The 24,459-nt window shown below is 52.4% G+C and carries 27 protein-coding genes; 26 read left to right on the top strand and 1 reads right to left on the bottom strand.

Going from position 1 to position 24,459, the window contains the following annotated elements; translation table 11 throughout:
- Window positions 1-64: 64 nt before the first annotated feature.
- From ACF8PK_RS07950 to flgA, 19 genes are all read left to right on the top strand, one after another.
- Complete coding sequence (locus ACF8PK_RS07950) at window positions 65-415, top strand: flagellar basal body protein (RefSeq protein ID WP_038151279.1); 351 nt, start codon at window positions 65-67, stop codon at window positions 413-415.
- A 17-nt stretch (window positions 416-432) separates the two neighbouring features.
- Window positions 433-855, top strand: coding sequence for a flagellar basal body rod protein FlgC (gene flgC, locus ACF8PK_RS07955; RefSeq protein ID WP_004726329.1), 423 nt, complete (start codon window positions 433-435; stop codon window positions 853-855).
- Entirely contained in the window at window positions 856-1,560 is a 705-nt protein-coding gene (locus ACF8PK_RS07960; protein ID WP_154181011.1) for a flagellar hook capping FlgD N-terminal domain-containing protein, read from the top strand.
- Window positions 1,557-2,750 (top strand): flagellar hook protein FlgE, encoded by a 1,194-nt coding sequence (gene flgE, locus ACF8PK_RS07965; protein ID WP_004726326.1) that lies wholly within the window; start codon window positions 1,557-1,559, stop codon window positions 2,748-2,750. The genes ACF8PK_RS07960 and flgE overlap by 4 nt, the downstream gene beginning before the upstream one ends.
- Window positions 2,751-2,752: 2 nt before the next feature.
- Window positions 2,753-3,487 (top strand): flagellar basal body rod protein FlgF, encoded by a 735-nt coding sequence (locus tag ACF8PK_RS07970; RefSeq protein ID WP_014205313.1) that lies wholly within the window; start codon window positions 2,753-2,755, stop codon window positions 3,485-3,487.
- A gap of 18 nt (window positions 3,488-3,505) precedes the next feature.
- A complete protein-coding gene (gene flgG / locus ACF8PK_RS07975; RefSeq protein ID WP_004726324.1) occupies window positions 3,506-4,291 on the top strand; it encodes a flagellar basal-body rod protein FlgG in 786 nt (261 codons plus the stop codon).
- A gap of 74 nt (window positions 4,292-4,365) precedes the next feature.
- A complete protein-coding gene (gene flgH, locus ACF8PK_RS07980) occupies window positions 4,366-5,004 on the top strand; it encodes a flagellar basal body L-ring protein FlgH (RefSeq protein ID WP_041942698.1) in 639 nt (212 codons plus the stop codon).
- Window positions 5,004-6,125: a flagellar basal body P-ring protein FlgI gene (locus tag ACF8PK_RS07985; RefSeq protein ID WP_055466392.1), complete on the top strand. Its 1,122-nt coding sequence runs from the start codon at window positions 5,004-5,006 to the stop codon at window positions 6,123-6,125. Before flgH ends, ACF8PK_RS07985 begins: the two co-directional genes overlap by 1 nt.
- Window positions 6,125-6,787 (top strand): rod-binding protein, encoded by a 663-nt coding sequence (locus ACF8PK_RS07990; protein ID WP_392440693.1) that lies wholly within the window; start codon window positions 6,125-6,127, stop codon window positions 6,785-6,787. The genes ACF8PK_RS07985 and ACF8PK_RS07990 overlap by 1 nt, the downstream gene beginning before the upstream one ends.
- A 3-nt stretch (window positions 6,788-6,790) precedes the next feature.
- Window positions 6,791-8,161, top strand: a complete 1,371-nt coding sequence (gene flgK, locus ACF8PK_RS07995; RefSeq protein ID WP_392440694.1) for a flagellar hook-associated protein FlgK — start codon at window positions 6,791-6,793, stop codon at window positions 8,159-8,161.
- A gap of 14 nt (window positions 8,162-8,175) precedes the next feature.
- On the top strand, window positions 8,176-9,066 hold the full coding sequence (locus tag ACF8PK_RS08000) for a flagellar biosynthesis protein FlgL (protein ID WP_392440695.1): 891 nt from the start codon (window positions 8,176-8,178) through the stop codon (window positions 9,064-9,066).
- Between the two features lie 5 nt (window positions 9,067-9,071).
- On the top strand, window positions 9,072-9,905 hold the full coding sequence (locus ACF8PK_RS08005; RefSeq protein ID WP_238529574.1) for an OmpA family protein: 834 nt from the start codon (window positions 9,072-9,074) through the stop codon (window positions 9,903-9,905).
- Between the two features lie 29 nt (window positions 9,906-9,934).
- A complete protein-coding gene (locus ACF8PK_RS08010) occupies window positions 9,935-10,285 on the top strand; it encodes a flagellar hook-basal body complex protein FliE (RefSeq protein WP_014205308.1) in 351 nt (116 codons plus the stop codon).
- Window positions 10,286-10,307: 22 nt separating this feature from the next.
- Entirely contained in the window at window positions 10,308-12,014 is a 1,707-nt protein-coding gene (fliF, locus tag ACF8PK_RS08015) for a flagellar basal-body MS-ring/collar protein FliF (protein ID WP_238810421.1), read from the top strand.
- Window positions 12,011-13,030 (top strand): FliG C-terminal domain-containing protein, encoded by a 1,020-nt coding sequence (locus tag ACF8PK_RS08020; protein ID WP_004726314.1) that lies wholly within the window; start codon window positions 12,011-12,013, stop codon window positions 13,028-13,030. The genes fliF and ACF8PK_RS08020 overlap by 4 nt, the downstream gene beginning before the upstream one ends.
- Before the next feature lie 10 nt (window positions 13,031-13,040).
- Window positions 13,041-14,063 (top strand): hypothetical protein, encoded by a 1,023-nt coding sequence (locus ACF8PK_RS08025; protein ID WP_392440696.1) that lies wholly within the window; start codon window positions 13,041-13,043, stop codon window positions 14,061-14,063.
- 65 nt (window positions 14,064-14,128) lie between these two features.
- Complete coding sequence (locus ACF8PK_RS08030; RefSeq protein ID WP_392440697.1) at window positions 14,129-14,404, top strand: flagellar biosynthesis protein FlgM; 276 nt, start codon at window positions 14,129-14,131, stop codon at window positions 14,402-14,404.
- Complete coding sequence (flgN, locus tag ACF8PK_RS08035; protein WP_014205305.1) at window positions 14,404-14,823, top strand: flagellar export chaperone FlgN; 420 nt, start codon at window positions 14,404-14,406, stop codon at window positions 14,821-14,823. Before ACF8PK_RS08030 ends, flgN begins: the two co-directional genes overlap by 1 nt.
- Window positions 14,816-15,517: a flagellar basal body P-ring formation chaperone FlgA gene (gene flgA / locus ACF8PK_RS08040; protein ID WP_392440698.1), complete on the top strand. Its 702-nt coding sequence runs from the start codon at window positions 14,816-14,818 to the stop codon at window positions 15,515-15,517. Before flgN ends, flgA begins: the two co-directional genes overlap by 8 nt.
- Before the next feature lie 287 nt (window positions 15,518-15,804).
- Here flgA and ACF8PK_RS08045 read toward each other — a convergent pair whose 3' ends face one another.
- The gene (locus ACF8PK_RS08045; protein ID WP_038151275.1) at window positions 15,805-17,892 is read right to left on the bottom strand and encodes a flagellar biosynthesis protein FlhA; all 2,088 of its coding nucleotides are present in this window, start codon (window positions 17,890-17,892) and stop codon (window positions 15,805-15,807) included.
- Window positions 17,893-18,203: 311 nt separating this feature from the next.
- Here ACF8PK_RS08045 and lafA (ACF8PK_RS08050) point away from each other — a divergent pair, with 311 nt between their 5' ends.
- The 7 genes from lafA (ACF8PK_RS08050) (at window position 18,204) to ACF8PK_RS08080 (ending at window position 24,459) form a co-directional block, all read left to right on the top strand.
- Entirely contained in the window at window positions 18,204-19,070 is an 867-nt protein-coding gene (gene lafA, locus ACF8PK_RS08050) for a lateral flagellin LafA (protein WP_392440699.1), read from the top strand.
- A 254-nt stretch (window positions 19,071-19,324) separates the two neighbouring features.
- Window positions 19,325-20,209 (top strand): lateral flagellin LafA, encoded by an 885-nt coding sequence (lafA, locus tag ACF8PK_RS08055; protein ID WP_392440700.1) that lies wholly within the window; start codon window positions 19,325-19,327, stop codon window positions 20,207-20,209.
- Between the two features lie 356 nt (window positions 20,210-20,565).
- Window positions 20,566-21,399 (top strand): lateral flagellin LafA, encoded by an 834-nt coding sequence (lafA, locus tag ACF8PK_RS08060; protein ID WP_392440701.1) that lies wholly within the window; start codon window positions 20,566-20,568, stop codon window positions 21,397-21,399.
- 110 nt (window positions 21,400-21,509) lie between these two features.
- Window positions 21,510-22,832 carry a flagellar filament capping protein FliD gene (gene fliD, locus ACF8PK_RS08065; RefSeq protein ID WP_206981490.1) on the top strand — a complete coding sequence of 441 codons (1,323 nt, stop codon included), beginning with the start codon at window positions 21,510-21,512 and terminating at the stop codon, window positions 22,830-22,832.
- Window positions 22,833-22,848: 16 nt separating this feature from the next.
- Window positions 22,849-23,238 (top strand): flagellar export chaperone FliS, encoded by a 390-nt coding sequence (gene fliS, locus ACF8PK_RS08070; RefSeq protein WP_004726304.1) that lies wholly within the window; start codon window positions 22,849-22,851, stop codon window positions 23,236-23,238.
- Between the two features lie 28 nt (window positions 23,239-23,266).
- On the top strand, window positions 23,267-23,560 hold the full coding sequence (locus ACF8PK_RS08075; protein ID WP_004726303.1) for a hypothetical protein: 294 nt from the start codon (window positions 23,267-23,269) through the stop codon (window positions 23,558-23,560).
- Window positions 23,557-24,459, top strand: a complete 903-nt coding sequence (locus ACF8PK_RS08080; RefSeq protein WP_392440702.1) for a flagellar hook-length control protein FliK — start codon at window positions 23,557-23,559, stop codon at window positions 24,457-24,459. Before ACF8PK_RS08075 ends, ACF8PK_RS08080 begins: the two co-directional genes overlap by 4 nt.

Genomic DNA, 24,459 nt, shown 5'->3' on the forward strand with positions numbered 1-24,459 from the left:
ACCCATTTTCAGTCCGACACTTTTTAATTATTGGTTCTGAAATTCAATTGTTACGGTTTAGAACATGATTAATTTAGATGAGGCCTTGGGTGTGCATCCGATGATGCTGCAGTTCAGAACAGAGCGAACCTCTGTGCTGGCTTCGAACATCGCCAACGCCGATACCCCCAATTACAAAGCCAAAGACGTGAGCTTTAACGTCGTGATGACCGGTTTGATGAAAGAGACCAGCGCCATCGGTATTCAAACCGAATCGTTGTATCGCATTCCGGTGCAACGTTCACGAGACGGGAACACCGTGGAACTGCAATCGGAACAAGCCCGATTTGCGCAGAACAACATGGAATACCAGCAGAGCTTGCAGTTTCTGAAGTCAAAAATTTCGGGCTTGAAACGGGCTATCGAAGGGCAATAAATCAATGAAGAGGCGCTATGTCGTTTAACGGTATTTATGAAACGTCGGGGTCGGCCATGATGGCTCAGACGATTCGGCTCAACACGATCTCCAGTAACTTGGCCAACGCAGATTCTGTTGCGTCGAACCCGAATGATGTCTACAAGCCGCTCAAGCCGGTGTTTACGTCGGTGTTTAATTCGCTGTCGGCGCAGTCTGCATCCGGCTCGGTGCCCGTGCGCATCGCCGATGTGATCGAAGTGTCGGGCATGTCAGAAAGTCGCTATGAACCGGGTCACCCTTTGGCGAACAACGAAGGTTACGTGTACCACTCGGGCATCAACGTTGTGAATGAAATGGCCGACATGATGTCTTCCACACGCAGCTTTGAAGCCAACGTGGAAGTGCTCAATAACGTGAAATCAATGCAACAGTCATTGATGCGAATCTGGGAGCTCTAAATGGCAACGACTTCAGTCGTCGCGGGAGTGGATACGCGTGTGACGGTGCAGTCTGCATCGACCAAAACCACCACCAATGCAAACAGTACGAGCTCTTTATACAACGAATTCATCACCTTAATGGTGGCGCAGGTGCAAAACCAAGATCCGTTGAACCCCACTGATGGCACGCAATACGTCACGCAACTGGCGCAGTTTGCGCAGGTGCAAAGCACGGACAACATGGTGTCGATCCTCAACAACAACGCGATCATGATGGACAACTTGCAAGTGCTGACTACGGCAGGCTTGGTGGGGCAGAGCGTGTCTGTCAGAACCGATACGCTGCACGCCGATGGCGAGGGCACTTACAACGGCTCCATTGAGCTGACGTCATCCTCCAACACGGTGACGCTGGAGCTGGTGGATGAAGCGGGCAATGTTACGCGTATTCCACTGGGCGCTCAGTCGGAAGGCAAAGTGGATTTCTCGATTGATGCCGAAAAGCTGGGCTTGAAAGGCAAATACGAGATGACCGTTGTGGTTGATGAGGGTCAGAACTACACGCCAGCGATCACGTTGGAAGGCACAGTACAGAAAGTCACGGTGCCTTCAACCGGCGGCGCGAGTGTGCTCACCATTCATGGTGTCGGTGACATTCCATTTTATGAAATTTCCTCTTTTGGCAAGAAAAGCGAAGAGACTAATCAAGAGAATGATGTATGAGTTTTAACATCGCCCTGAGTGGCTTAAATGCATCGAATCAGGAACTGAATACGATTTCGAACAACATTGCGAACGTATCCACGACTGGATTCAAAGAATCACGCACGGAATTTGGTTCGGTATACAACGGCCAGCAAGCTGGCGGTGTGCAGGTGATGGGCATCAGCCAGAACTTCGAAGCGACCGGATCCATGTCGGCCACTGGACGCTCACTGGACATGGCGCTGACGGGTTCAGGCTTTTTTGTCGTGCAAGATAAAAACGGCCAACTGAGTTACACCCGTTCGGGCGTATTTGGCCTCGATTCACAAGGCAACGTGATTTCCAATACCGGCGGCAGCTTGCAAGGCTACACTGTGGATGGCAACAACAACTTGTTGGCAGGCTCCATGGGGCCGCTCAAGGTGGACATGTCGTCTCTAGAAGCGAAAGCGACCAATAAAGTCGACTTCGCCGCCAACCTCGATGACCGTGTGGATGCGATTGATACCAAGGAGAATCCGTTTGACCCGAAGAATGTGGATTCGTACAACAACTCGTACACCACACCGGTCTACGATTCCAAAGGGAACGAACACACCTTGACGCAGTACTTCGTCAAAACGGGTGACAACACGTGGGAGATTCACTCCATTGTCGATGGTGACACCAGCACATTGACGACCACGCCAGCGACATTCGACTCCAAGGGTAATCTGACCTCAGCAACGGCGTACACCATCAGCGCGTCAGCAGCAGGTGCCGATACCCTGAACATCACCGTTGACATGACGAACCTGAGTCAATACGGCAGCGATTTTGTCGTCTCAAAGAATAATCCAAACGGTTATACCTCCGGCAGTTTCACCGACATTCGTGTGGAAGCCAACGGCATGGTGTACGCCACTTACAGCAACGGTCAGTCGCTGCTGCAAGGGCAATTGGTGCTGGCGAACTTCAACGCGCCACAAGAATTGATGCAAACCAGCAACACCGCTTGGACGCAGACTTACGGCTCTGGTCAGCCAGTGTATGGCATTCCCGGCTCTGGCCAGTTTGGTGAATTGGCCTCGGGCGTGCTGGAAGGTTCAAACGTCGACCTCACGTCTGAACTGGTGCATTTGATGAGCGCGCAGCGCAACTATCAAGCGAACACCAAAACTATTACCACAGCGGATCAATTGATGATGTCGCTGTTTAACGCGGTTTAATCATGAATCCGATTCTATTCACGGCCGCGAAAGGTGCGGAACGAGTCATGTTGGCTCAGGAAGTGCGCGCCAATAACCTTGCGCATGCCAACACCGTCGGTTTCAAGTCGTTGATGGAACACTCCGATGCGATGGCGGTGGCTGGCTCTGGATTTCAATCCTCGGTCACCACGCGAACCAACTCGGCGTCCACCAATTTTACCCCCGGCGCAGAAGTGCGCACTGGGCGCGATCTGGATGTACAGATCCCCGGTCGAGGTTTCTTTTCCGTGGCAGGCCAAGCGGGCGAGCCAGAAGAACTCTACAGCCGCGCGGGCAACTTTCGCTTAAGCAGTGACGGTTTATTGCTGCTGGGCGATCGCCAAGTGCTGGGCGAAGACGGTCCGATTGAAGTGCCGGAATTTCAGGCCATCAACATCGCCAGCGATGGTGCCATCAGCATCACGCCACCAGGGGGCGGCGCAGAAATGCAAATTGGCCTGCTCAAGCTCGTCAACCCGGAATATGCCGACATGACGTTGCACACCTCCGGCCTGTTTGTGCCAAAGCAAGGCGAGACGTTGGCGTTTGATCCTGAGGTGGCGGTGCGTTCTGGCTACCTAGAAGGCAGTAACGTATCAAGCCTTGATGAGCTGGTGAGCATGATGGCGCTGACCCGCCAATATGAGATGCAGGTGAAAGCCATGGCGTCGGCCAGTGAAATAGAAAAAATGGGCAATCAACTGCTGAGAGCCTAAATCAGTGAGATGTGACATATGCATAACGCATTAATGATTTCCAAAACCGGCATGGCGGCGCAGGACGCCAAAATGACGGCAATTTCCAACAACTTGGCCAACGTGAATACCGTTGGCTTTAAGCGCGATCGCGTGGTGTTTGAAGACTTGTTCTATTCGGTCGAAAAACAAGCCGGTACGGGTACCAACGATTTAAATATACACCCAACGGGCGTGCAGCTTGGCAATGGTGTGCGAGTCGCGGGCACGGAAAAAGTGTTCACGCAGGGCAACATCAACAACACCAGCCAGCAGTTTGATTTGGCGATCGTCGGCGACGGTTTCTTCCAAATCGAAGGCCCGGAAGGGGAAGTGTTGTATACCCGCAACGGTCAGTTTCATCTGAACGCGGATGGCGCCATCGTCAACACGCAAGGTTACCTGCTGCAACCGGAAATCAACGTGCCGGATAACGCCACGTTGGTGACGATTACCGAAGACGGCCAAGTGTCGGCGGTGGTTTCAGGCCAAGTCGAGCCAGAGCAATTGGGTGAAATCACGCTGGTGAAGTTCATGAACCCATCGGGTTTGACGGCGAAAGGTGCCAACCTGTTGGCGGAAACCGAAGCGTCGGGTGAAGCGATGGAACTGGTGGCTGGCACCGATGGCGCGGGCGTGATCAAACAAGGCGCGCTGGAAACCTCGAACGTGCAAGTGGTGGAAGAGATGGTCGATATGATCTCCACACAGCGCGCGTATGAGATGAGTGCCAAAATGGTCAGCGCCGCCGACCAGATGCTGCAATACATCGCCAATAACACATGATGCGTAGCGTGAACGTGATGGCGAGCGCTTGGCGGCGATTTAACCAGCGGTACGTGGTACTGGCGCTGGTGAGCATGACGTTGGTGGGGTGCGCGGGGCGCACCTCTGACTTCGTGCCGCCCAGTCCGGATGATGCGGATTTCGCGCCGCCGGAAATCAACTACGACGTGGCGCGCGTGAGCAAAGGCAGCCTCTACACGGGTAATGCCGCCATGACGCTGTTTCAGGATCGCCGTGCCTATCGCGTTGGCGATATTTTGACCGTATTGCTGAATGAAAAAACCGAGTCAGACAAAAGCGCCACCACCAAATATGGCAAGAACTCCAACGCGTCACTCAATGTGCCAACCTTGGGCACGCATGTGTTCGACAACCTGTCCGCCAGTGCCAGCGGCAACCGCGATTTTGCTGGCAGCGCTGCCTCGAAACAGGGCAATAGCCTGAGTGGTTCGATCACCGTGACCGTGTATCAAGTGTTGCCCAACGGCGTGCTGCGAGTGCGCGGCGAAAAATGGCTCAAGCTCAATCAGGGCGATGAATTCATTCGTTTGACGGGCAACGTCAGGGCCAGTGACATCAGCGCCGATAACACGCTGTCGTCCCAACGCATTGCCGACGCGCGCATTACTTACGCGGGCCGTGGCAGCTTTGCCGACACCAACACGGCGGGCTGGTTAACCCAGTTCTTCAATTCACCATGGATGCCATTCTGATGCGAAACCAACGTTTTTTTGCCTGGGTTTTGGGCGTGTTGTGCGTGGCGGTGAGCCCGCTGAGCTGGGCGGTGCCGATTTCGCACATCACCGATGTGTATGGCGATCGCCACAACCAGTTGATTGGCTACGGCGTCGTGGTCGGGCTGGATGGCACCGGTGATAAATCGCAGGTGAAATTCACCCAGCAATCGATCGTCAACATGGTGCAGCAGTTTGGTGTTCAGCTACAAGAAAGCGGCAAGCCGAAACTGAAAAACGTTGCGGCCGTGAGCGTGACGGCGACGGTGGATGCGCACAAAGGTCCGGGGCAAACGCTGGATGTGACGGTGGCGTCAATCGGCGATGCCAAAAGTTTACGCGGCGGCACGCTACTGATCACCGAGCTGCGCGGCATTGATGGCAACGTTTATGCGGTGGCGCAAGGACATTTGGTGGTGGGCGGATTTCGCATCGACGCCAATGACGGCTCCAGCGTGACACACAATACGCCGACCGTGGCGCGCATTCCCAACGGCGCAACTGTCGAAGTGCCGTTCACCCAAGGCGTCGACGAAGAGCCGATGGTGATGCTGCAACTGAAGCGACCGAACTACCAAACCGCACTCAATATTTCCAAAGCCATTAACCGCACGTTTGGGCGTGGCGTGGCCAAAGTGATCAACAAAGGCACGGTAGAAATTGCCGCGCCGCTCGACAGTGAAGATCGCTCGATGTTTTTGTCGATGGTTGAAACGCTTGATGTAGATATTGGCGCCGAGCCGCCACGCATCGTGTTTAACTCCAGAACCGGCACCGTGGTGATGAGCCAAGGCGTGACGGTGGGGCAGGCGATTGTGTCGCAAGGCGGTTTAACCGTTCGCATTCAAGAGAACAAACTGGTGTCACAACCCAACAGCAGCGGTTCGATCAATGCGCCAGGCCAGACAACCGTGATTGCCGACTCCAACATCAACATTGAGGAAGTGAACAACGGCGCCATGGTGTGGCCAGAAGGCACGCAACTGCAGGATATCGTGGATGCAATCAACCACATTGGCGCCTCGCCGATGACCTTGATGCAGATTCTGCAAGCGCTGGACGAAGTGGGTGCCATCAATGCCAATTTGGTGGTGATCTGATGTTTGCTGATTTTCTACGCATCTTTGGTATCGAGTCGGCGGCGAAACCAGAATTAACTGACGCGCCGGTGCGATCCAACCCGATACAGTGGGTGGCGGAGCAATGTTATGTTCCGCTTCATTCTGATTCATTGGCCTTAACGCCGTCTACGGCGGCGCCGAACGTGAGTGCGGCACATCGGCCAGCGCCGAGTGACACTTTCGCGAGCAGCACTTCCGCGAGTAACACTCCCGCAGCGAACACGGTCACACCAGAAACAGGCGCCACAGCCGATATGGCGTGGCAGCAACTGGCAGCGTTTGACGATGTGGCGGCGGTGGCATCACGCCTTGAGGGGCAATCGGTGGCAGGCCAAAACAACGCGTTCTATCTCGATCCACAGGCATTGGCGTCCATCAAGTATGACGCGGACCAAGATGCCGCGCTGCGCGAAGTGTCGCGTCAGTTTGAAGCGCTGTTTGTTCAAGAGCTGTTCAAACGCATGCGCTCGGCAACTGAAGCGCTGGGCGATGAAGAGAACCCCCTGTCCAACAATTCAAACTCGATGTTTCAGAGCATGTTAGATAACCAACTGGCGATGTCGGTCACGCAGCAACGCTCGTTTGGCCTTGCAGAGATGCTCTACCAACAACTCTCAGGCCAGCACATGAGGAATGTATAACCCATGAGTATGTACAATATTGCTTTATCCGGCGCCATGGCCAACCAGGTGGCCATGAATGTGACGGCGCAAAACACCGCCAACATCAACTCGGCAGGCTATAGCCGCAAAGTGGTGGATCAAAGTGCGGTGGTTTACGGCAATGCCGGCCCCAACAGTGCGGGCAGCGGCGTGTCGGTGACCAGCATTCGCCGCGTGTCAGACCAAGCGGCGGTCGAGCGTCTGCGCTCAGCCAACACCGAGCTGCAACACCATCTGGCGTTCATGTCGGGCATGAAAAACATCGAAAGCGTGCTGGGGATGGAAGGCCTCAACGTTAGCTTAGGGCTGAACGACTTTTTTGCCGCGTTGGAAGAATCCACGCTAAGCCCCGAGTCCTTGGTTTATCGCACCCAAGTGCTGGCGAATGCCAAGAGCTTGAGCGCCCGTTTCAACGGCACCATGAATCAACTGTCCAACCATCTGAATACTGCGATTCAGCAGCAATCGACCACACTGACGCAGGTGAACAGCCAACTGCAAAACGTGGCGACGCTCAATGAGCAGATCCGTTTGGCGAGCGCCAAAGGGCACGACATTTCAGCCTATCAAGACGCCCTCGATACCGAGCTGAACTTGGTGTCTCAATCGATGGGGATCAACGTGCTCTACAACCAAGATGGCACCGTTGAGCTGGCAACGCAGTCAGGCCAACCGCTGGTGGTGGGTTCGCATGTGGCGCAATTGTCCGTTGATACGTCTTCAGGCGACAAATACAGCACCGAGATCACCGTCCGTTTTAATGGCGAGTCGTTTGCGTTTAAAGATCCCAAAGGCGGCGAGCTGGGCGCGATCGACACACTCAAAAATGAGCAGTATCTGCCGATTATGGCGCAGCTTAATGATATGGCGGCTGGGTTTGCCGATGCCGTGAATGCGCTGCTGATGACGGGTACTGATCTCAATGGCAATCCGGGTCAGCCGCTCTTTACCTACGATCCGGCTAATCCGGCGTCGACCTTGTCGGTATCCAACATCACGGCGGCTGAGCTGGCGTTTTCATCCAATGGCAGCGTGGGCAATGCCGACATTGCGACCGAGCTGGCAAAGCTTGCCAATCAACCGATCGATATCAACGGTGAACAAGTGAACATCTACGATGTGTACGCGCAAATGCTCGGCACGGTCGGCGTGGTGTCGCAAAAAGCGCAAGGCGATTACAAAGCGGCGATGATCGGCTTGACCGAAGCGCAATCGGCGCGCGACAGCATTAGCGCGGTCAGCTCCAATGAAGAAGCGGCCAACCTGATGATGTACATGAACGCCTATTCGGCCAACATGAAAGTGATTGCGACCGCCAATCAAATGTTCGACACCGTTCTGAATTCGTTTTAATCAGGAATATTTTTATGCGAGTCACTGATACTCAGTTCAATTCAATGATGAGCCGCGCGATGATGGACAACAATGTCAGCATCAACAAAGTGGCCGAACAGATCGCAACCGGAAATAAAATCAATCATTTATCTGATGATCCGATTGCGTCATACAAGTTACAAGGGCTGGAGAAAACCATCGCCAGTGCGTTGCAATCTCAGAAAAACATCGCCAGTGTGCAGTCGGGGTATGCGCAGTACGAAACCTACATGACCAGTTTCAACGACGTGGCCATGGACGTATCGGATTTGCTGCTGCAAGCGCAAAACAGCACCCTCGACCCAGAGGCGATGGCAGGCATCGTCACCGAACTGGAAGCGTTGAAAAACGAAGCGCTGTCGCTGCTGAATAAGCAAAGTGATGGCGTGTATCTGTTCTCCGGCACCGATGTGAACACCCCGGCGATTGAAACCACGCCGCCTTATGCGTTTTTAGGAAACGAAGAGCAGCGTTTTACCAAAGTCGATGCCGACACCACCATTGCCAACAATGTGACCGCGCAGGACATGCTTGCGGGCAGCAGTGAATTTTTCAATGCCATTGATGCCGCGATTGCGGAAATCAAAAATCCGACCGGCGATTACACCCAAACATTAGCGTCCGCGATTGATGTGGCCCAGTCCACGCAGCGCGATGTGATGAACTCGGTGGCCGTGCTGGGCGCCAATGACAGCACGCTGGATCGTATGTTGCAAAATAGCATTGACACCGAACACTACGCGACCACGCTGCACAGCAGCATTCAAGAGCTGGATTACGTGGAAGCTTCGGTGCGACTGGAACAAAGCATGCTGACGCTTAAAGCGGCGCAGTCCACGTTCATGACGGTCATGAACAGCCCAACGCTGTTTGATTTAATGTAACGCCGATGACCTCCCGTTCTCTTGTGATAGCAGCACTGTCGAGTGCTGCCTTTTGTGTTGGTGCAGCCGATTACGTGGTGCCGTTTGACGAGATTCAGTGGCACGGCAAAAAAGCCGATGATGGCTGCGAACTCACGGTGGAAGACCGCTATTCCGGCGTCAACGTGCGGTTTGAAAGCGCAGGTGGCAAGCCGCTCGCGCTGTCGCTGTCTGGGCGCAGCGTTGCATCATTTAATCAGGGGCTGATTGTGCAAAGTGAGATGCCTCGATGGGGCAGCCACGACTACGAAGAAACCTTGGTGAATGAGTTTACGCGCACGCCTAAGCTCATCACCGTGGCGCAAGGCGCAGACTTTATCTACCGCGACATTGTCGCTGGTGCGTGGCTGACGGTGCGTGACGATTTTCACAGCGTCACTTTTCCCACCGTGAACATGCGTCCGGCGTTGGATGCATTTCAGACCTGTACCAGTGCATTGCCCCCGATCAGTTATCGCCAAGCGAAGACCACCATCTTCAATTTCCAATCAGGCGTTCTGGCGCTGACCCAAAACCAGCGCAGCCAATTGGAAGCCATCAGCGAATTGGTGCTGTTTGATCCGAAAATCAAAACCGTGCGCATCACAGGTCATAGCGACAGTCATGGCGATACGGTGGTGAACCTGAGCGTGTCCCGTCGCCGCGCAGACGATGTTGCCTATTGGATGATGATGGCGGGCGTGCCCACCGAGATGATGGAAATTCGCGGGCAGGGCGGGCGCTACCCGGTGGGCAACAATGCAACCGAAGAGGGGCGATTGGCCAACCGACGCGTTGAAATTGAATTGGTCAGACGTTAATGACCGCTTTACTCAGCAGGAGATAAACCATGGAATTCCCCGCAATCAGTCCACTTGAGCACGCGATGCTTGAGCGTTTGAACAGCAGCCGCGTGATCAGCAACCCGACGTTTGAGTCGGTGAACGCGGTTTCCGGTAACCACGTAGGAAAAGACTCAGATCTGCGTGTCGGCAGCACATTCAAGCAAATCTTTGATACTGTTGACGCCCACCAAAAACTGGCAGAAGCCAAAATTACGGCAGTCGAGCTGGGCCAAAGCGATGATTTGATTGGTGCCACGGTAGCCGCGCAGAAAGCGCAGCTATCGTTTTCGGCGTTGATGCAAGTTCGGAACAAGATGGTTTCGAACTTCAATGACATCATAAAGATGCAAATTTAGAACAAGATATAGGCATTAATATATGGCGAATGAAAAAGAGGTGACGATCGTGACCTCTGCCACTTCTGGCAAGTTGCAAGCTGCATTGGAGAACGCGAAATCGTTCTGGAGCAGTTCTCAACGCAACGTTGTCATTATTACCATTTTCTCAATGATCTCAGCCGCGATCATTGTGATTATGCTTTGGGCATCGTCAGAAGATTATCGTCCGCTTTACAGTAACTCTTCCAACTATGACTCCAGCCAAGTGCTGCAACTGCTCGATCAATCTGGCCTGAAATATGAGCTGAATAAAGACAGCGGGCAGATCATGGTGCCAGCCAAAGATGTGGCCACCACGCGCATGATGTTGGCAGCGAAAGGCTTGAAACAGCAACTGCCAAGCGGCTTTGACGCTTTGGAAAGTAAAGGCGCGCTGGGCGAAAGTCAGTTCATGGAATCGGCGCGCTATCGCCATGCCTTAGAAGGCGAGCTGGCTCGCAGTATCGTTACCATGGAGTCCATTGCGTTGGCCCGGGTGCATTTGGCGATTCCGAAAACCTCGCTGTTCAAACGCAAAGACCAAGAACAAGCACAAGCTTCGGTGATGGTCCAACTGATTGACGGCATGGATCTTAAATCGGCGCAGGTCACATCGATTGTGAACTTGGTGTCTGGTGCGATCATCGGTTTGAAACCGGAAAACGTCCGTGTGATTGACCAATACGGAAGATTGCTGTCCAAAGATGGGTCGATGGGTGACATCAGCCATTCGGGCGATCGCCAAAACGATTTTCGCCGCACGTTGGAAACCCGTTTGGTGAGCCAAGCGTCAGACATGCTGACGCCGATTTTAGGCGCGGCGAACTTCCGCGTTCAAGTGGCAGCCAAAGTCGATTTCTCGAAACGTCAGGAAACGGAAGAGAGTTACGGCGCGCCAGTGATGCGCTCAGAAACCATCTTCAATGACGAAAATTCAGGTTCAATGGCACTCGGTATTCCGGGTGCGCTGAGTAATACGCCACCGGTGACCGATGGCGACACCAATGCGACGCCGGAATCGCGCAATGTGCGCAATGAAGCCAAACGCGAGTACGCCGTGGGCGGGCGCGTGGTGCACGTACAGCATCAACAAGGCGTGCTGGAGAAACTGACCATTTCCGTTATCGTCAATGAACACAGCGCCACGTCAGAAGGTTGGTCGGATGAGAGCCTTGCGCGCATCACCAACGTGATTCAAAACGCAGTCGGGTACGACGCGGTGCGCGGCGATCAGATCTACGTCTCCAGTTTCCCGTTTGTGGTGTCGGCGATGAAAGAAGTCGAACCGCTGGCTTGGTATAAAGACCCAAGCGTGTTCCAAGCAGCGAAATATGGATTTGGTGTCTTGATGTCGGTGCTGCTGATTGTGTTGGTGCTGCGTCCGTTGGCGCAGTTCCTGACCAAGCCAGACAATGACGAGAGCAGCGAGGCGAAAGCGCTGAACGAGCTGTCGGCTGAGAGTGCGATGGGCACTGCGGGCGATGAAGCGCTGTTGGCAAGCCAAGCGGGTCAAGCGCCGTCGTTGCCAAACCACAGCCCGCAAGAGCTGGATACGTTGTCGTTGGATGCGGCTGGCATTAAAGCGCTGCACGATACCTTGCCGGAATCGGACAGCCCGCTGGAAATCCAAATTCAGCACCTCAAAACCATTGCTCAGAATGATCCACAACGAGTGACCGAAATTCTAAGAACTTGGATGAACGCATGAACAGTACTCCCAATCCACCGTTGAACGTCTACCAAAATGTTGAAGGGGTCGCCTTGCTGATCCTCACATTGGGGGAAGACATCAGTGCGGAAGTTCTGAAAGGATTCTCTCACGATGAGATCAAAAAGCTCGCCCATGCGATGAGCAAGATGAAAGACATCAAAGCGGATGACGCCTTGAAGTCAATCATCGGCTTTTTTGATGATTTTCGTAAACACTCCGGGATCATCGGCGGCACGCGCCAATACCTGACCAACGTGTTGGAAAAAACCCTAAACGGGAACTTGGCAAAAGACTTGGTTTCTGAGATTTACGGCGATGAAATTCGCTCTTACGCGGAGCAACTGGTGTGGATTCCGGCCGATATTTTGGCTGACGATTTGCGCAAAGAGCACATCATGATGCAAGCGCTGCTCATCGCCCATTTGCCGGTCGATTACACGGCGAAGGTACTGGAGCAATACAGCATTGATGAATGCAACGAGCTGATTTATCAGATCACCAAAACGCAGGTGCTCACCGCGGCCATCGCTGAAACCCTGAAAGATTTGATTCAACGCTGCAAAGATCATTACAACAATGGCGCGCCACAAACCCTTAAAGGGACCAAAGTGGTGGCCGACATTATCAACCGCTTCCAAGGCGATAAAACGTCGATCTTTGCATACCTGACCGAGCGCGATGAAAAAACCGCGACGGAAATTCAAGAAGCGATGTTTGATTTCTACACCCTGTTTACACAAAGCTCGGAGACCATCGATGTCATCAACAATGAGGTGACGACCGAGCAATGGGCGATGGCGATGAAAGGCTTGCCGGATGAGAACCGTCAGGTCATTTTCAGCACCATGCCAACCCGATTGGCGACACAACTGCGCGAAAACATTGAGCGCTCTGGCGCGGTTCCAGTCAGCCAAGTGGAAGGCGCCAGAAAAGAGATTCTGGAGATTGTTCGTCGCTTGCAAAAAGAGGGCACGATTCAACTCAGTTTGTCCAATGAACTGCGTTTGACGTAAGGGGGCGCGCGTGAAATCGGGGTCTATCGACCGTTCTGCCGGGCGCTTGCGCGGGGCGCACGCCGCTCATGTTGCCAGTGCGCGCACAGAGCAAACACAAAAAACCGCGTCGGTGCAGTCGGTTCAAATGACGCAGCAACTTTCGCGTCAGGCGCTTAATCGCTTGAAAGAGCGTCCACGGCTCATCGCTGAACTGGCGGACTCGCATCGCGCGGTCAGCAGTTTGATGTTGGCGGCCGAGCTGCTCAAGCGCATCGCGAAAGCGTCGATCAGCATTCGCAATCTGGTGCGTGCTGGCGACTACACGCCGGAGCGGTTTAACCAAATTGATGTGCACAAACGTGACATCGCCTCGGCGGTGAACACGCAGTTGTTTGGCCGCTATATTCTCGATTCGTCGTTTGCGCCGTGCACCGAAACGGGCGCTGACATTGAGTTTCAGGTGCCGGGGTTGGATTTGGTGCGTGAACGTCTGACGAATGAGATCGTCACGTTGTACATCAACAACAAAATGATTCCACTCGCCTTTGATCGCGTAGCCAGTGATCACGCGCTATTTCAGCAATTTGCGTTGACGTTTGGCTTTGCCCGCATGCGGCTGCGTTTAGACGACCACAACAAGCTGGTGGTCGCGATGCCCGATGCGCAGTGGCGGTTGTGGGATTTGCAGGCGTATATCTCCGGCCAAGGCGGCCGCTATCCGCAGGATGTGCCAATTACGGTCGCGGTGCAGCCCGAACAGGCAACCGTCGAGCGCATCACCATGGTGGATGTGCATGCAGCCGATGCGCTCAGTGCGATAGAGAGCGTGGTTGAGCGGGTCAATGCCATGCATCAGCATTGCAAAGCGGTGTTGGATGCGCAGCGTTTTCGCTCCGAGAAAATGCTTGAATTTTGCCACTCGGCGGCCGAAGACTTAGGACAGACGATCAAAACGCTGTTTGCACAGGATCAACGCGCCGCGATGAACAGCATTCATCGCCACTACGTGGGCCCCAACCGAGAAAATGTCGTTTCGTTGATAAAAAAGTGAAATGAATTTAAAAAAGTCGTCGTAATGTAACTGTGTCGCAGTGACCGATACATCAGGATAACGTAATGAAAATTGATGCCAGCAACGCCTACTTCTCTGTTCAGCAAACCCAAGCCAAAGCGGTGAACGACAGCCCATCGACCCTGTCCAAACAGGCGTCAAGCCCAGAAGTGACGGTGAGCACGCATGAACAAACGCTGATTGCAGAAGGCAGTGCAAAACTCAAGGCATTGGAGACAAACCGCACGGTTGATGTCGCCAGCATTCGTCAACAGATGCTCAATGGCGAGATCAACTTCGACATGAGGGAGTTGGCTAACGCGTTAGTGAACTCAAACTGATGGATAATAAACAACGGTTTAAACTGTACTACCAGAAAACGGTAGAAAGTGCGCGTTTGGCGCGCCAGTTGTCAGAACAGCTGGATTTGATTCGCCAATACAGCCTGAAATTTGACCACGACAATGTGACCGCATGCAACCAACAAGTGGCGATCGTCAGTGACGCGATTGCGCAGTTGCATCAAGAACGCAAAGCGCTGGCGGTTCAGCTCGGGTGTACCCAACGCCGGTATGCCGCCGAGCTGGTACATCGCGTGGGCGGCCCGACGGGCGAGAAACTCAAAGCCGCATCGGATGCATTGCACGATGCCATTGCGGCCTGCCAAGACAAGGCAGAGCGCCACACCCAACTGATGGTGCAGCAGCAACACATCGTCCAGCAGGCAACCGAATCACTCAGGATTCAGGTGCATGCGTAATCGCGCGTTCTGTGCGTTGGCAGTGGGCGTGTTGAGCCTGCAGCCGTTCACCACAAGTCGCGCGCAAACGATAAGTGCGGCCACGCAAATCGAATCCTACCTGACGACTGTCATCGAAACTGCTCTTTATGGGCAGTTTTCTGCGTTTGAAAACCCGAAAATCAACATTCGCCTCGCACCTGCCGCGCAGCACCTTGCGCCGTGCGCGACCTCGCTCCATGCTGATAAAAAATCCCCCGACGTACTGGGCACGGAATCTTGGTGGGTATCGTGTCCGACACAGTGGAAAATCAAAGCCACCAGTGTGAGCAGCATTGATATTGAAGCGCTGACGGCCACTCGCCCGTTGAAAAAAGGCCATCGCCTGCAAGGGGAGGATGTGGCGCCAAGCCGGGTGACGCTCAGCAGCAAAAGCGCGGTTTATCGTGAGCGTGAGCAGGTCATCGGCAGCAAATTGCGGCGTCCCATTCGCGCATCTCATCTCATCACCAGTGCCCATTTAGAGCAAAATTATGTGGTGTTGCAGGGGCATAGTGTGACCTTACGTTACCGCACCGCAGGCTTCACCTTGGAAACGGTCGCGACGGCAGAAAACAACGGGCTGATTGGCGATACCATTTGGGTTCGCAGCCGCGATTCGGGCCGATTGTTGTCGGTGAAAGTGGTGGGTGATGGGGCAGTGGAACAGTTTTAACCTTGAGGTTTCGGCATGGTGAACTCTAGGCGTCAGTTAAATCTGATTGTCGCGCCAAGCGGTTGCTGCACCTGACACCAAGGCATATCATCTCCTCCGCTATTGGTATTCGATGTTACTGATAAGTGTATCCCCTAACATTCACAGTGAATGTGCTTGTTTTTTTGCCTAAGAGGTTTTCTCTTAGGCTTTTTTTTGCGTTGAATTTGAGGTGGTGGCAGGGCGGGAGGATGAGCGGTGCGAATCGCATAAAGGCAGGCCTCACGGTGTGACGTGAGGCCTGAAAATCATGAATCGATTTGACCCAGTGGGGTGATTTGGTAGTCGTTCGGGATCTCATTGAACGACAACACAATCAATCCTTTGGCGAAGGTGTGCGCCAATTTGCTCAGGATGGGTCTTGCCAGCGGCGTGACCAACAACACCGGTGTCATGCCTTGTGTTTGCATGGTCTGCATGATCGACGGCATTTTATTTTGGAACGTTTGCAGGATCTCAGCGGCGAGCGGAATGCCATCCAGCGGCGCATTCGGATCGCTTTGCTGCGTTAACGTGATCGCCGCTTTGATCTCTTGCTCCATTTTACTGCCGATGGTGAAGGCATGAATGGCGCGTGAGTTGGGTGCGACCAAACCGGCAATGGTGCGTTTTAACGCAACACGAATATTGGATGCCAGCAAAATTGGGTCTTTGATCTTATCGGCGCTTTCAATCAAGGTGTTGGCGATGGTGCGCACGTTGATGATGGGCACCTGTTCTGCCAAGAGTTTGCGAATCACCATCATCTGTAAGTTGGGGGTGATGGTGGTCGACAACGTCTCCGCCAGCTCCGGATGGTGGTACGCCAGTCGTTCATTCAACGCTTTCACATCATCATAGTTAAAAATGCCTTCCAAATGCTCGGCGCACACTTTGCTCACGTGTGTGGCAATGACGTCGTGAATATCAATCACCTGAAAGCCCATGTTGATGGCTTTGCTTTTGTGATCTTTGTGAACCCATAAGGCGGGCAAGCGATAGGCCGGATCCACCCCGATGGTGCCATCAATATTGGCTGCGGTGACGCCGGGGCCAACCACCATCAACATGTCGGGATAGACATCGCCACGTTCGATTTCGTCGCCATCAATATAAATGGCGTATTCCGATGGTTTCAGCGCCAAGTCGTCTCGGACCACCACTTCGGGGATCAAAAATCCAATCTGCTCGCTGAGGGTTTTACGACAGCCGCGAATGCTTTTCAGCAAGGCGTTTTGCTCTTGTTTGGTGACCAAAGGCACCAACTTAAATCCAAGGCGCAGTGCGATGGTGTCCACGCTTGGGATCAGCGACCAATCTAAGGGCTGATCTTTGTAGGAGATTTGCTCCATCGGCGCTTCAATTGGGGCAGCTTCATCGCTTGGCGTGGTGTCGCGTTTGCTCTGGCGCCACGCCACAAATCCCACCACACAGCTAAAGCTGTAGAAGGCGAGGTGTGGCATGTTGGGCACGCTACCAATGATGAACATCACGGCAGACGTCATGTACAAAATTGACGGCGTGGCCAGAATTTGTCGATGCACGGTTTGGGCGATGTCGTTGTCGTTGTCGCTAATGCGCGTCACGATAATTGCGGCCGAGGTTGCCAGCAGCAGCGACGGAATTTGCGCAACCAGACCGTCACCAATGGTCAGCAGCGCGTAAGTTTGAAATGCGTCTCCAAATGGCAGTTGGTGCTCAAACATCCCGATCATCACACCGCCCGCTAAGTTGATGAACAAAACCAGCAAGCCGGCGACCGCATCGCCGCGCACGAACTTACTCGCACCGTCCATCGCACCGTAGAATTCGGCCTCGTCGCCCACTTCTTTGCGGCGGGTACGTGCTTGTTCTTGCGTGATGTTGCCTGAGTTGAGATCGGCATCGATCGCCATCTGTTTCCCTGGCAATGCATCCAGCGTAAAGCGCGCCGACACTTCCGAGATCCGTTCGCCACCTTTGGTGATCACGACAAAGTTGATGATCATCAGAATGACAAACACCACGATACCGACCACATAGCTGCCGCCGATCACCACTTCACCAAACGACTGAATCACTTTACCAGCGGCGTCGCCCCCGTTGTGACCTTCCAGCAGAACGATACGTGTTGATGCAACGTTGAGGGTCAAACGCAGCAAGGTGGCAATCAGCAAGAGCGACGGGAAAACGGAGAAGTCCAGCACGCGCTTGACCGTGCTACTGACCAGCAGCACCACAATGGCGAGCATGATGTTAAAGGTGAAAAAGGCATCCAGCAGAATTGCGGGCAATGGCAGGATCACCATTGCTAATACCATCAGGAGAACAACTGGAATGGCCAGTTTGGAATTGAATATCTTCAAACCCTTTATCATTGCGTGCGGTCTTCATTGTTACGTGATACCGGGTGATGCTTATGATTCATCAGCCGGATTAAGAGGGCGCTATTTTAGAGCTAACTTGAATAATCACGCATAGGAATAGTCTGATAGCGATGTGGAAAAACACTACATATTTTTAGTGTGGATGGGGGGTTTGTTTTGCATTTAAATACAATAAGTTATAAATAATTTTAAAATTATTGAAATGGAAGTTTTTGTGTTGTCGTAAAGCAGGGTTGAAGACGCGAGCGTATCGCATCACTAATTTTGACTCACAATGTGAGTGGACAACAAGGAACTTGATTATGGCCATTTCTCTACACACGAACTACGCCAACCTGGTGACACAAAACAACCTGAACTCGGTGAACAAAGCGCTGACCACCTCGATGGAGCGTTTGTCGACCGGTCTGCGCATTAACTCTGCAGCAGATGATGCGGCGGGCCTGCAAATTGCCAACCGTCTGGAAGCGCAGTCGCGCGGCATGTCAGTGGGGATGCGTAACTCACAAGACGCCATCTCGATGATGCAAACTGCCGAAGGTTCGATGGATGAAATGACCAACATGGCGTACCGCATGAAAGATTTGGCGACGCAAGCGGCAAACGGCACCAACAGCGATGAAGATCTGGCGGCGATGCAGTCGGAATTCAGCGCACTGGCTGGACAATTGCAAAAAATGCAAACCAGCACCAGTTTCGGTGGCAAACAATTGCTTGGTGAAGCTGGTGCTTTTGGTAAAGAGAACGGCATTACCTTCCAGATTGGCGCTAATTCAAGTGATACGTTGACGATTGATGTGTCTGAAGCTATCGGAAAATTAGGAGAAAGTGTAGAAAAGTTTGCTGATGACCCTAGCGATCCTCTTGACACTGGTATGAGCATTGCGGACAACGCGACGGGAGCAATGGATGCATTGGATTCCTTTATCGGTGAATTGGGCTCGGCGCGTTCTGCATTCGGTGCGCAAATCAACAACCTAGAGCACAACATCAACAACCTCGCTAACATGGTGGAAAACGTAGATGCTTCAAAAGGTCGCATCATGGACACCGACTTTGCCAAAGAGTCTGGCGTGATGTCGAAAAACCAAATGTTGATGCAAGCGGGCGCGCAAATGCTGAGTGCAACCAAGATGATGCCACAGCTGGCGATGTCGATGCTGGGTTAATCTCAACACTACTTTTTTCGAGGCGAGCATGGGCTCGCCTTTTTGCTATCTCATGCTGGTGCGGATGGCGTGAGCGCGTGTGGTGTCGATGGGGCGTGTGTCCACGCCAACCTCATTTTCAGAAAAAAACGAAAAAAAATTCAATGTCCGTGAAATAAATTCTTCAGTGTTGCCGTAAAGCATGGTTGAAACCCATAGCCTCGCACCATGGTGTCGACGATAACGACGGGGTGCGAATAACAAGGAACTCTAAAATGGCAATTTCTTTACACACTAACTACGCCAACCTGGTGACACAAAACAACCTGAACTCAGTGAACAAAGCGCTGACCACCTCGATGGAGCGTTTGTCGACCGGTCTGCGCATTAACTCTGCAGCGGATGATGCGGCGGGCCTGCAAATTGCTAACCGTCTGGAAGCGCAGTCGCGCGGCATGTCAGTCGGTATGCGCAATTCACAAGACGCCATCTCGATGATGCAAACTGCTGAAGGCTCCATGGATGAGATGACCAACATGGCGTACCGTATGAAAGATTTGGCCACGCAAGCGGCAAACGGTACCAACAGTGCTGAAGATATCGCCGCGATGCAGTCAGAATTCGACGCACTGGCTGGCCAACTGGGCAAAATGCAAACCAGCACCAACTTTGGTGGTCAACAATTATTAGGTACTGGTGGTGCATTCGGTGCTGCAGGTGTTACGTTTCAGATTGGTGCTAATTCAAGTGATACGTTGACGATTGATGTGTCTAAAGCTATCGGAAAATTAGAAGAAAGTGTAATACAGTTTGCTGGTGACCCTGATGCGGTTGACGGAAATGATGACCCTGCACCTATTGCTGGCATGAACATTGCAGACAACGCGACGGGAGCAATGGATGCATTGGATTCTTTTATCGGTGAGTTGGGTGCCGCGCGTTCTGCATTCGGTGCGCAAATCAACAACCTAGAGCACAATATCAACAACCTTGCCAACATGGTGGAAAACGTAGATGCTTCAAAAGGTCGCATCATGGACACCGACTTTGCCAAAGAGTCTGGCGTGATGTCGAAAAACCAAATGCTGATGCAAGCGGGCGCGCAAATGCTGAGTGCAACCAAGATGATGCCACAGCTGGCGATGTCGATGCTGGGTTAATCTCAACACCACTTTTTCAAGGCGAGCATGGGCTCGCCCTTTTTATGTGCTCAACTTCGTGCGCATCTTCCTCGGGCGTACACGTATTTTTCGGTGTTATGACTGGCGGGGCGTGCGTTTTGGAGCCGAATGCGTGTCAGACGATTCTGCTATCGCGTGATGATTGGCTACATCGTTTGAGTGGCATGAATGAGATAATTCTGATTTTATTTACAATAAAAACAGTGACTTATAAATATTTTCGAAATAAGTGAAATAAAATGTGCCAAGTTGCCGTAAAGCATGATTAGACACGCGAGAACATCGCACACTAATTTTTAGCTCACGATAATGAGCGGCTAACAAGGAACTTGATTATGGCCATTTCTCTACACACGAACTACGCCAACCTGGTGACACAAAACAACCTGAACTCGGTGAACAAAGCGCTGACCACCTCGATGGAGCGCTTGTCGACCGGCCTGCGGATTAACTCTGCAGCAGATGATGCGGCGGGCCTGCAAATTGCTAACCGTCTGGAAGCGCAATCGCGCGGCATGTCAGTCGGTATGCGTAACTCACAAGACGCCATCTCGATGATGCAAACTGCTGAAGGCTCTATGGACGAAATGACCAACATGGCGTACCGCATGAAAGATTTGGCCACGCAAGCGGCGAACGGCACCAACAGTGCTGAAGATATCGCTGCGATGCAGTCAGAATTCGAAGCGCTGGCTGGCCAACTGGGCAAAATGCAAACCAGCACCAACTTTGGTGGTCAACAGTTGCTGGGAGATAGCGGGTCTTTTTCCGATAAGGTCACATTCCAAATTGGTTCGAGTTCAACTGATGTTCTAGTGGTTGATGTATCCGAATCCCTTGAAACGTTGTCTGACTCTATTACTGACTTTGCTACGGCAAAACTGGATACTGATATTGGCGATATTATGGACGGTCTAGATTCATTTATCGGTGACTTGGGTGCAGCGCGTTCAGCATTCGGTGCGCAAATCAACAACCTAGAGCACAACATCAACAACCTCGCTAACATGGTGGAAAACGTGGATGCCTCAAAAGGTCGCATCATGGACACCGACTTTGCCAAAGAGTCTGGCGTGATGTCGAAAAACCAAATGCTGATGCAAGCAGGCGCGCAAATGCTGAGTGCAACCAAGATGATGCCACAGCTGGCGATGTCAATGTTGGGCTAATTCCTACAAACGCTTCAGTCGGGGCGGGCGTTTGCCCGCCCTTTTTTCATCATATTATGTATTAGTGAAACCGTCTGTTCAGGCGGCGATTTATGGGGTAAGGAATATAAATGTACATTGATGCAGCCAGTATGGCGTCTCAAATGGCGATGTACGATGTCTCGCCAGCGGAAACGCGTTACAACAGCCGATTGAAGATTTTTCAAAACCAATCGTCGATGCTGAGCAAAATTACCTCGTCCATGAGCAGTCTGGATTCGGTGATCTACAAGTTCACCAAACCCGGCGCATCGTTTGTGCAAAACACGACCTCGTTGTCGTCGGAAGACCATGTCAACGTGACCACGTCGGGCAATGCCAGCAGCGTCAACATGGATCTCTACGTGGAACAGTTGGCGTCATCCCATCAGGTGGTGGTGAACACGTCGGCAATGAACGTCAATGACGAATTCTCACCGGCCACGGGCAGTATTGAAGTGCAGCATGGCGGCGAGACCATCACAATTCAACTCGCGGATGCAGAAAGTAACGGTGATGGCACGGTGTCGTATCAAGAGTTCATCAGCCATTTTAACCGCGTGATGGACGGCCGAGTGACGGCGACCATGGTGCGCTCGGGGAACGAAATGAAGATGCTGTTTACCTCGAATGAGACCGGTCAAGACAACCAATTTCAGATTTCCGCCTCCGATGACTCTGGGCTAAGCGACGCATTTTCCACGGCGAATGATAACCCGATCAAAACCGGCACCGACGCGATTGTGTGGCTGGGGGATTACGGCAGCGGCGTTCAACTGACGAACAGTTCTAACACGTTTGAAAACATCGTGAATGGTGTCGATGTGGAACTGAAAAAGGCCCACGAAATGGGCGGTATCGCCACCAACATCACCGTGGGGCCAGACGCTGATGCCACCATGACGTTGCTCAAAGAGTTTGTCACCGCTTACAACGACATGATGTCAGTGATTGCCGAGGCGACCAAGTCGAGCGGTGAGAGCAGTGAACGCGGCGTGTTTTCCACCGACTCGTCGTTCAAGAGCCTCGAACAGCAACTGAAAAGCCTCATGCGGGACAGCTACAACGGCGTCAGCTTGAGTGACGTGGGGCTCTCTTTAGACAAATCGGGCAAATTGGAGCTCGATGAAGACAAGTTTCGTGAAGCGTCCAAGAGTGTGGACATGGAACAGGTATTCCGTGCCGAGGGCGGCCTATTCACCACCTTGCAAAAGTCCGTCAATGACTATACCGACTTTGCCGACGGTTCGTTGACACGCAAGAAAGAAACCATTGAGTTGCAACAAAAACGCATCAATGAGGCGTTAGACAAGCTCGAAGATAAATACCAGGTCATCTATTCACGCTACCTGGCGCAATACACTCGTTTGAACTCCATCATGGCCTCGATGGATTCAATCAACACGTTATTTTAATTCGTAGGAATATTTGATGTTACTGGGTAATCAACAACAGATGGCGTACAGCAATGTACAAGTCCAGGCAAATGCCTCTGTCTCGAACAGCTTTGAATTAATTTTCATGCTGCATGAACGCTTGGATCAAGAAATCGATGTGATGATTTTTGCGATTGAAAACCATGATCTGGAAAAAAAGTCGCTGGCGGCTCAAAAAGCGATCGATATTCTTACCGCTCTGGATTCATCACTGGATCTCAATAATTCCAATGAGCTGATTAACAATATTCATAATTTATATGAATACAGCATTCGCGAAATATTTAAGGCTTCTAAAGATCTGGATGTCAGTTATTTATTGGAATTAAAACAACCATTGGCTGACCTCAAAGAAGGCTGGCAAGGTTTGATGAATCAGCAATAAGCATTCACTCAGCAATAAGAACTTACTCATGAATGAACACGAACTGGCTCGGTTGATTGCGATTTATCAGAAAGCCGTGACAACCCACAATATTGATGCGATCGAAAGAATTGTTCAGTTGCTGCCGGAAAAAATTCATGCCATCGACCGCAGTCATCCGAACCATCAAAAACTGCTGATGCAACTGAAATCCGTCCATCGCTTGGCGATGGCCACCATCAAAAAAGATATCGCCGTTTTACATTCACAACTTCATGACGCTGAACACAATAAAGTGAGGGATCTCGCTTACAAGAAGACGCAGTTAAATCAGACCCTATGAACGCCAGCATAACACTTTCCAAATTCAACCCGACGGACGCCAAAACGAGTGTGTCGGCCACGATCGCGCCGGGCTTTCAGCCCGCAGCCAGTGAACTGAGCGCAGATCGCTTTCAGCCATTGATCGACACGGTGTCGACATCAGACATCGCGGATCAGGCTACCCCTGAAACGGTGACGGAGCGTTTAGCCAGCCCCACGATGCCTGACTCGGTGCGCCAAGACAGCGTTCAGAACCTTGCTCTGTCAACTTCTGAAGCGCTAGGCCCAGAATCGATTCGCGTGTTGTCGCCGCTGGAAACGCAGGCTGCGTCTGTGAGCCATACACGCGCATCAGCCATGCCGATGGTGATGGTGGTGGGCGCGGAGGTTCGAGCTGCGGAGTCATCTACTCCGACGGTGGAGATGAGTACGTTGCTCCAAACTGCTGCACCCACAGAGATCAAAGATGCTGCACGCGGCTGGGTGTTTAAGGCTGCGGTGGATAAGCATCTCACTGCCGAACAAATGGGCCAGAAACTGAGCGCCTTGGTGGCCGATAAAGTGGCGGTTCAATACAACGCCAAAGCCTCTGCCGCGACCATTCGTTTGGATCCCCCCGATCTGGGCAAGATTGATCTGTTGGTTCGCGTGGATGGGGGAAAAGTGCAGATTCAGGTACAAGCGTCCTCGCACTTGACGCGTGAGTCGTTGCAACTGACGTCCGATCGACTGCGTGACGAACTGCTAAACCAAAACTTTATTGATGTGGATGTGCATATTTTTGATGAACACACGCAACACGATCCGCATCAAGAACTGAACTACAACAACGACTTGATCGTGGCATCCAACCTGGTATCGGAAGAGCAGGAGAAGGCAGACGTGACACAGACTTTGAGCGAGCTTGCGAGAATTTAA

It is taken from the genome of Vibrio sp. CJQ_6 (assembly GCF_043106745.1).
In the GTDB taxonomy this organism is placed as follows: domain Bacteria; phylum Pseudomonadota; class Gammaproteobacteria; order Enterobacterales; family Vibrionaceae; genus Vibrio; species Vibrio furnissii.

Bases quoted from the DNA above. Each gene is read 5' to 3' on its own strand.
- ACF8PK_RS07950 (WP_038151279.1), top strand. From the start codon at position 65: ATGATTAATTTAGATGAGGCCTTGGGTGTGCATCCGATGATGCTGCAG.
- flgC (WP_004726329.1), top strand. From the start codon at position 433: ATGTCGTTTAACGGTATTTATGAAACGTCGGGGTCGGCCATGATGGCT.
- ACF8PK_RS07960 (WP_154181011.1), top strand. From the start codon at position 856: ATGGCAACGACTTCAGTCGTCGCGGGAGTGGATACGCGTGTGACGGTG.
- flgE (WP_004726326.1), top strand. From the start codon at position 1,557: ATGAGTTTTAACATCGCCCTGAGTGGCTTAAATGCATCGAATCAGGAA.
- ACF8PK_RS07970 (WP_014205313.1), top strand. From the start codon at position 2,753: ATGAATCCGATTCTATTCACGGCCGCGAAAGGTGCGGAACGAGTCATG.
- flgG (WP_004726324.1), top strand. From the start codon at position 3,506: ATGCATAACGCATTAATGATTTCCAAAACCGGCATGGCGGCGCAGGAC.
- flgH (WP_041942698.1), top strand. From the start codon at position 4,366: ATGACGTTGGTGGGGTGCGCGGGGCGCACCTCTGACTTCGTGCCGCCC.
- ACF8PK_RS07985 (WP_055466392.1), top strand. From the start codon at position 5,004: ATGCGAAACCAACGTTTTTTTGCCTGGGTTTTGGGCGTGTTGTGCGTG.
- ACF8PK_RS07990 (WP_392440693.1), top strand. From the start codon at position 6,125: ATGTTTGCTGATTTTCTACGCATCTTTGGTATCGAGTCGGCGGCGAAA.
- flgK (WP_392440694.1), top strand. From the start codon at position 6,791: ATGAGTATGTACAATATTGCTTTATCCGGCGCCATGGCCAACCAGGTG.
- ACF8PK_RS08000 (WP_392440695.1), top strand. From the start codon at position 8,176: ATGCGAGTCACTGATACTCAGTTCAATTCAATGATGAGCCGCGCGATG.
- ACF8PK_RS08005 (WP_238529574.1), top strand. From the start codon at position 9,072: ATGACCTCCCGTTCTCTTGTGATAGCAGCACTGTCGAGTGCTGCCTTT.
- ACF8PK_RS08010 (WP_014205308.1), top strand. From the start codon at position 9,935: ATGGAATTCCCCGCAATCAGTCCACTTGAGCACGCGATGCTTGAGCGT.
- fliF (WP_238810421.1), top strand. From the start codon at position 10,308: ATGGCGAATGAAAAAGAGGTGACGATCGTGACCTCTGCCACTTCTGGC.
- ACF8PK_RS08020 (WP_004726314.1), top strand. From the start codon at position 12,011: ATGAACAGTACTCCCAATCCACCGTTGAACGTCTACCAAAATGTTGAA.
- ACF8PK_RS08030 (WP_392440697.1), top strand. From the start codon at position 14,129: ATGAAAATTGATGCCAGCAACGCCTACTTCTCTGTTCAGCAAACCCAA.
- flgN (WP_014205305.1), top strand. From the start codon at position 14,404: ATGGATAATAAACAACGGTTTAAACTGTACTACCAGAAAACGGTAGAA.
- flgA (WP_392440698.1), top strand. From the start codon at position 14,816: ATGCGTAATCGCGCGTTCTGTGCGTTGGCAGTGGGCGTGTTGAGCCTG.
- ACF8PK_RS08045 (WP_038151275.1), bottom strand. From the start codon at position 17,892: ATGATAAAGGGTTTGAAGATATTCAATTCCAAACTGGCCATTCCAGTT.
- lafA (WP_392440699.1), top strand. From the start codon at position 18,204: ATGGCCATTTCTCTACACACGAACTACGCCAACCTGGTGACACAAAAC.
- lafA (WP_392440700.1), top strand. From the start codon at position 19,325: ATGGCAATTTCTTTACACACTAACTACGCCAACCTGGTGACACAAAAC.
- lafA (WP_392440701.1), top strand. From the start codon at position 20,566: ATGGCCATTTCTCTACACACGAACTACGCCAACCTGGTGACACAAAAC.
- fliD (WP_206981490.1), top strand. From the start codon at position 21,510: ATGTACATTGATGCAGCCAGTATGGCGTCTCAAATGGCGATGTACGAT.
- fliS (WP_004726304.1), top strand. From the start codon at position 22,849: ATGTTACTGGGTAATCAACAACAGATGGCGTACAGCAATGTACAAGTC.
- ACF8PK_RS08075 (WP_004726303.1), top strand. From the start codon at position 23,267: ATGAATGAACACGAACTGGCTCGGTTGATTGCGATTTATCAGAAAGCC.
- ACF8PK_RS08080 (WP_392440702.1), top strand. From the start codon at position 23,557: ATGAACGCCAGCATAACACTTTCCAAATTCAACCCGACGGACGCCAAA.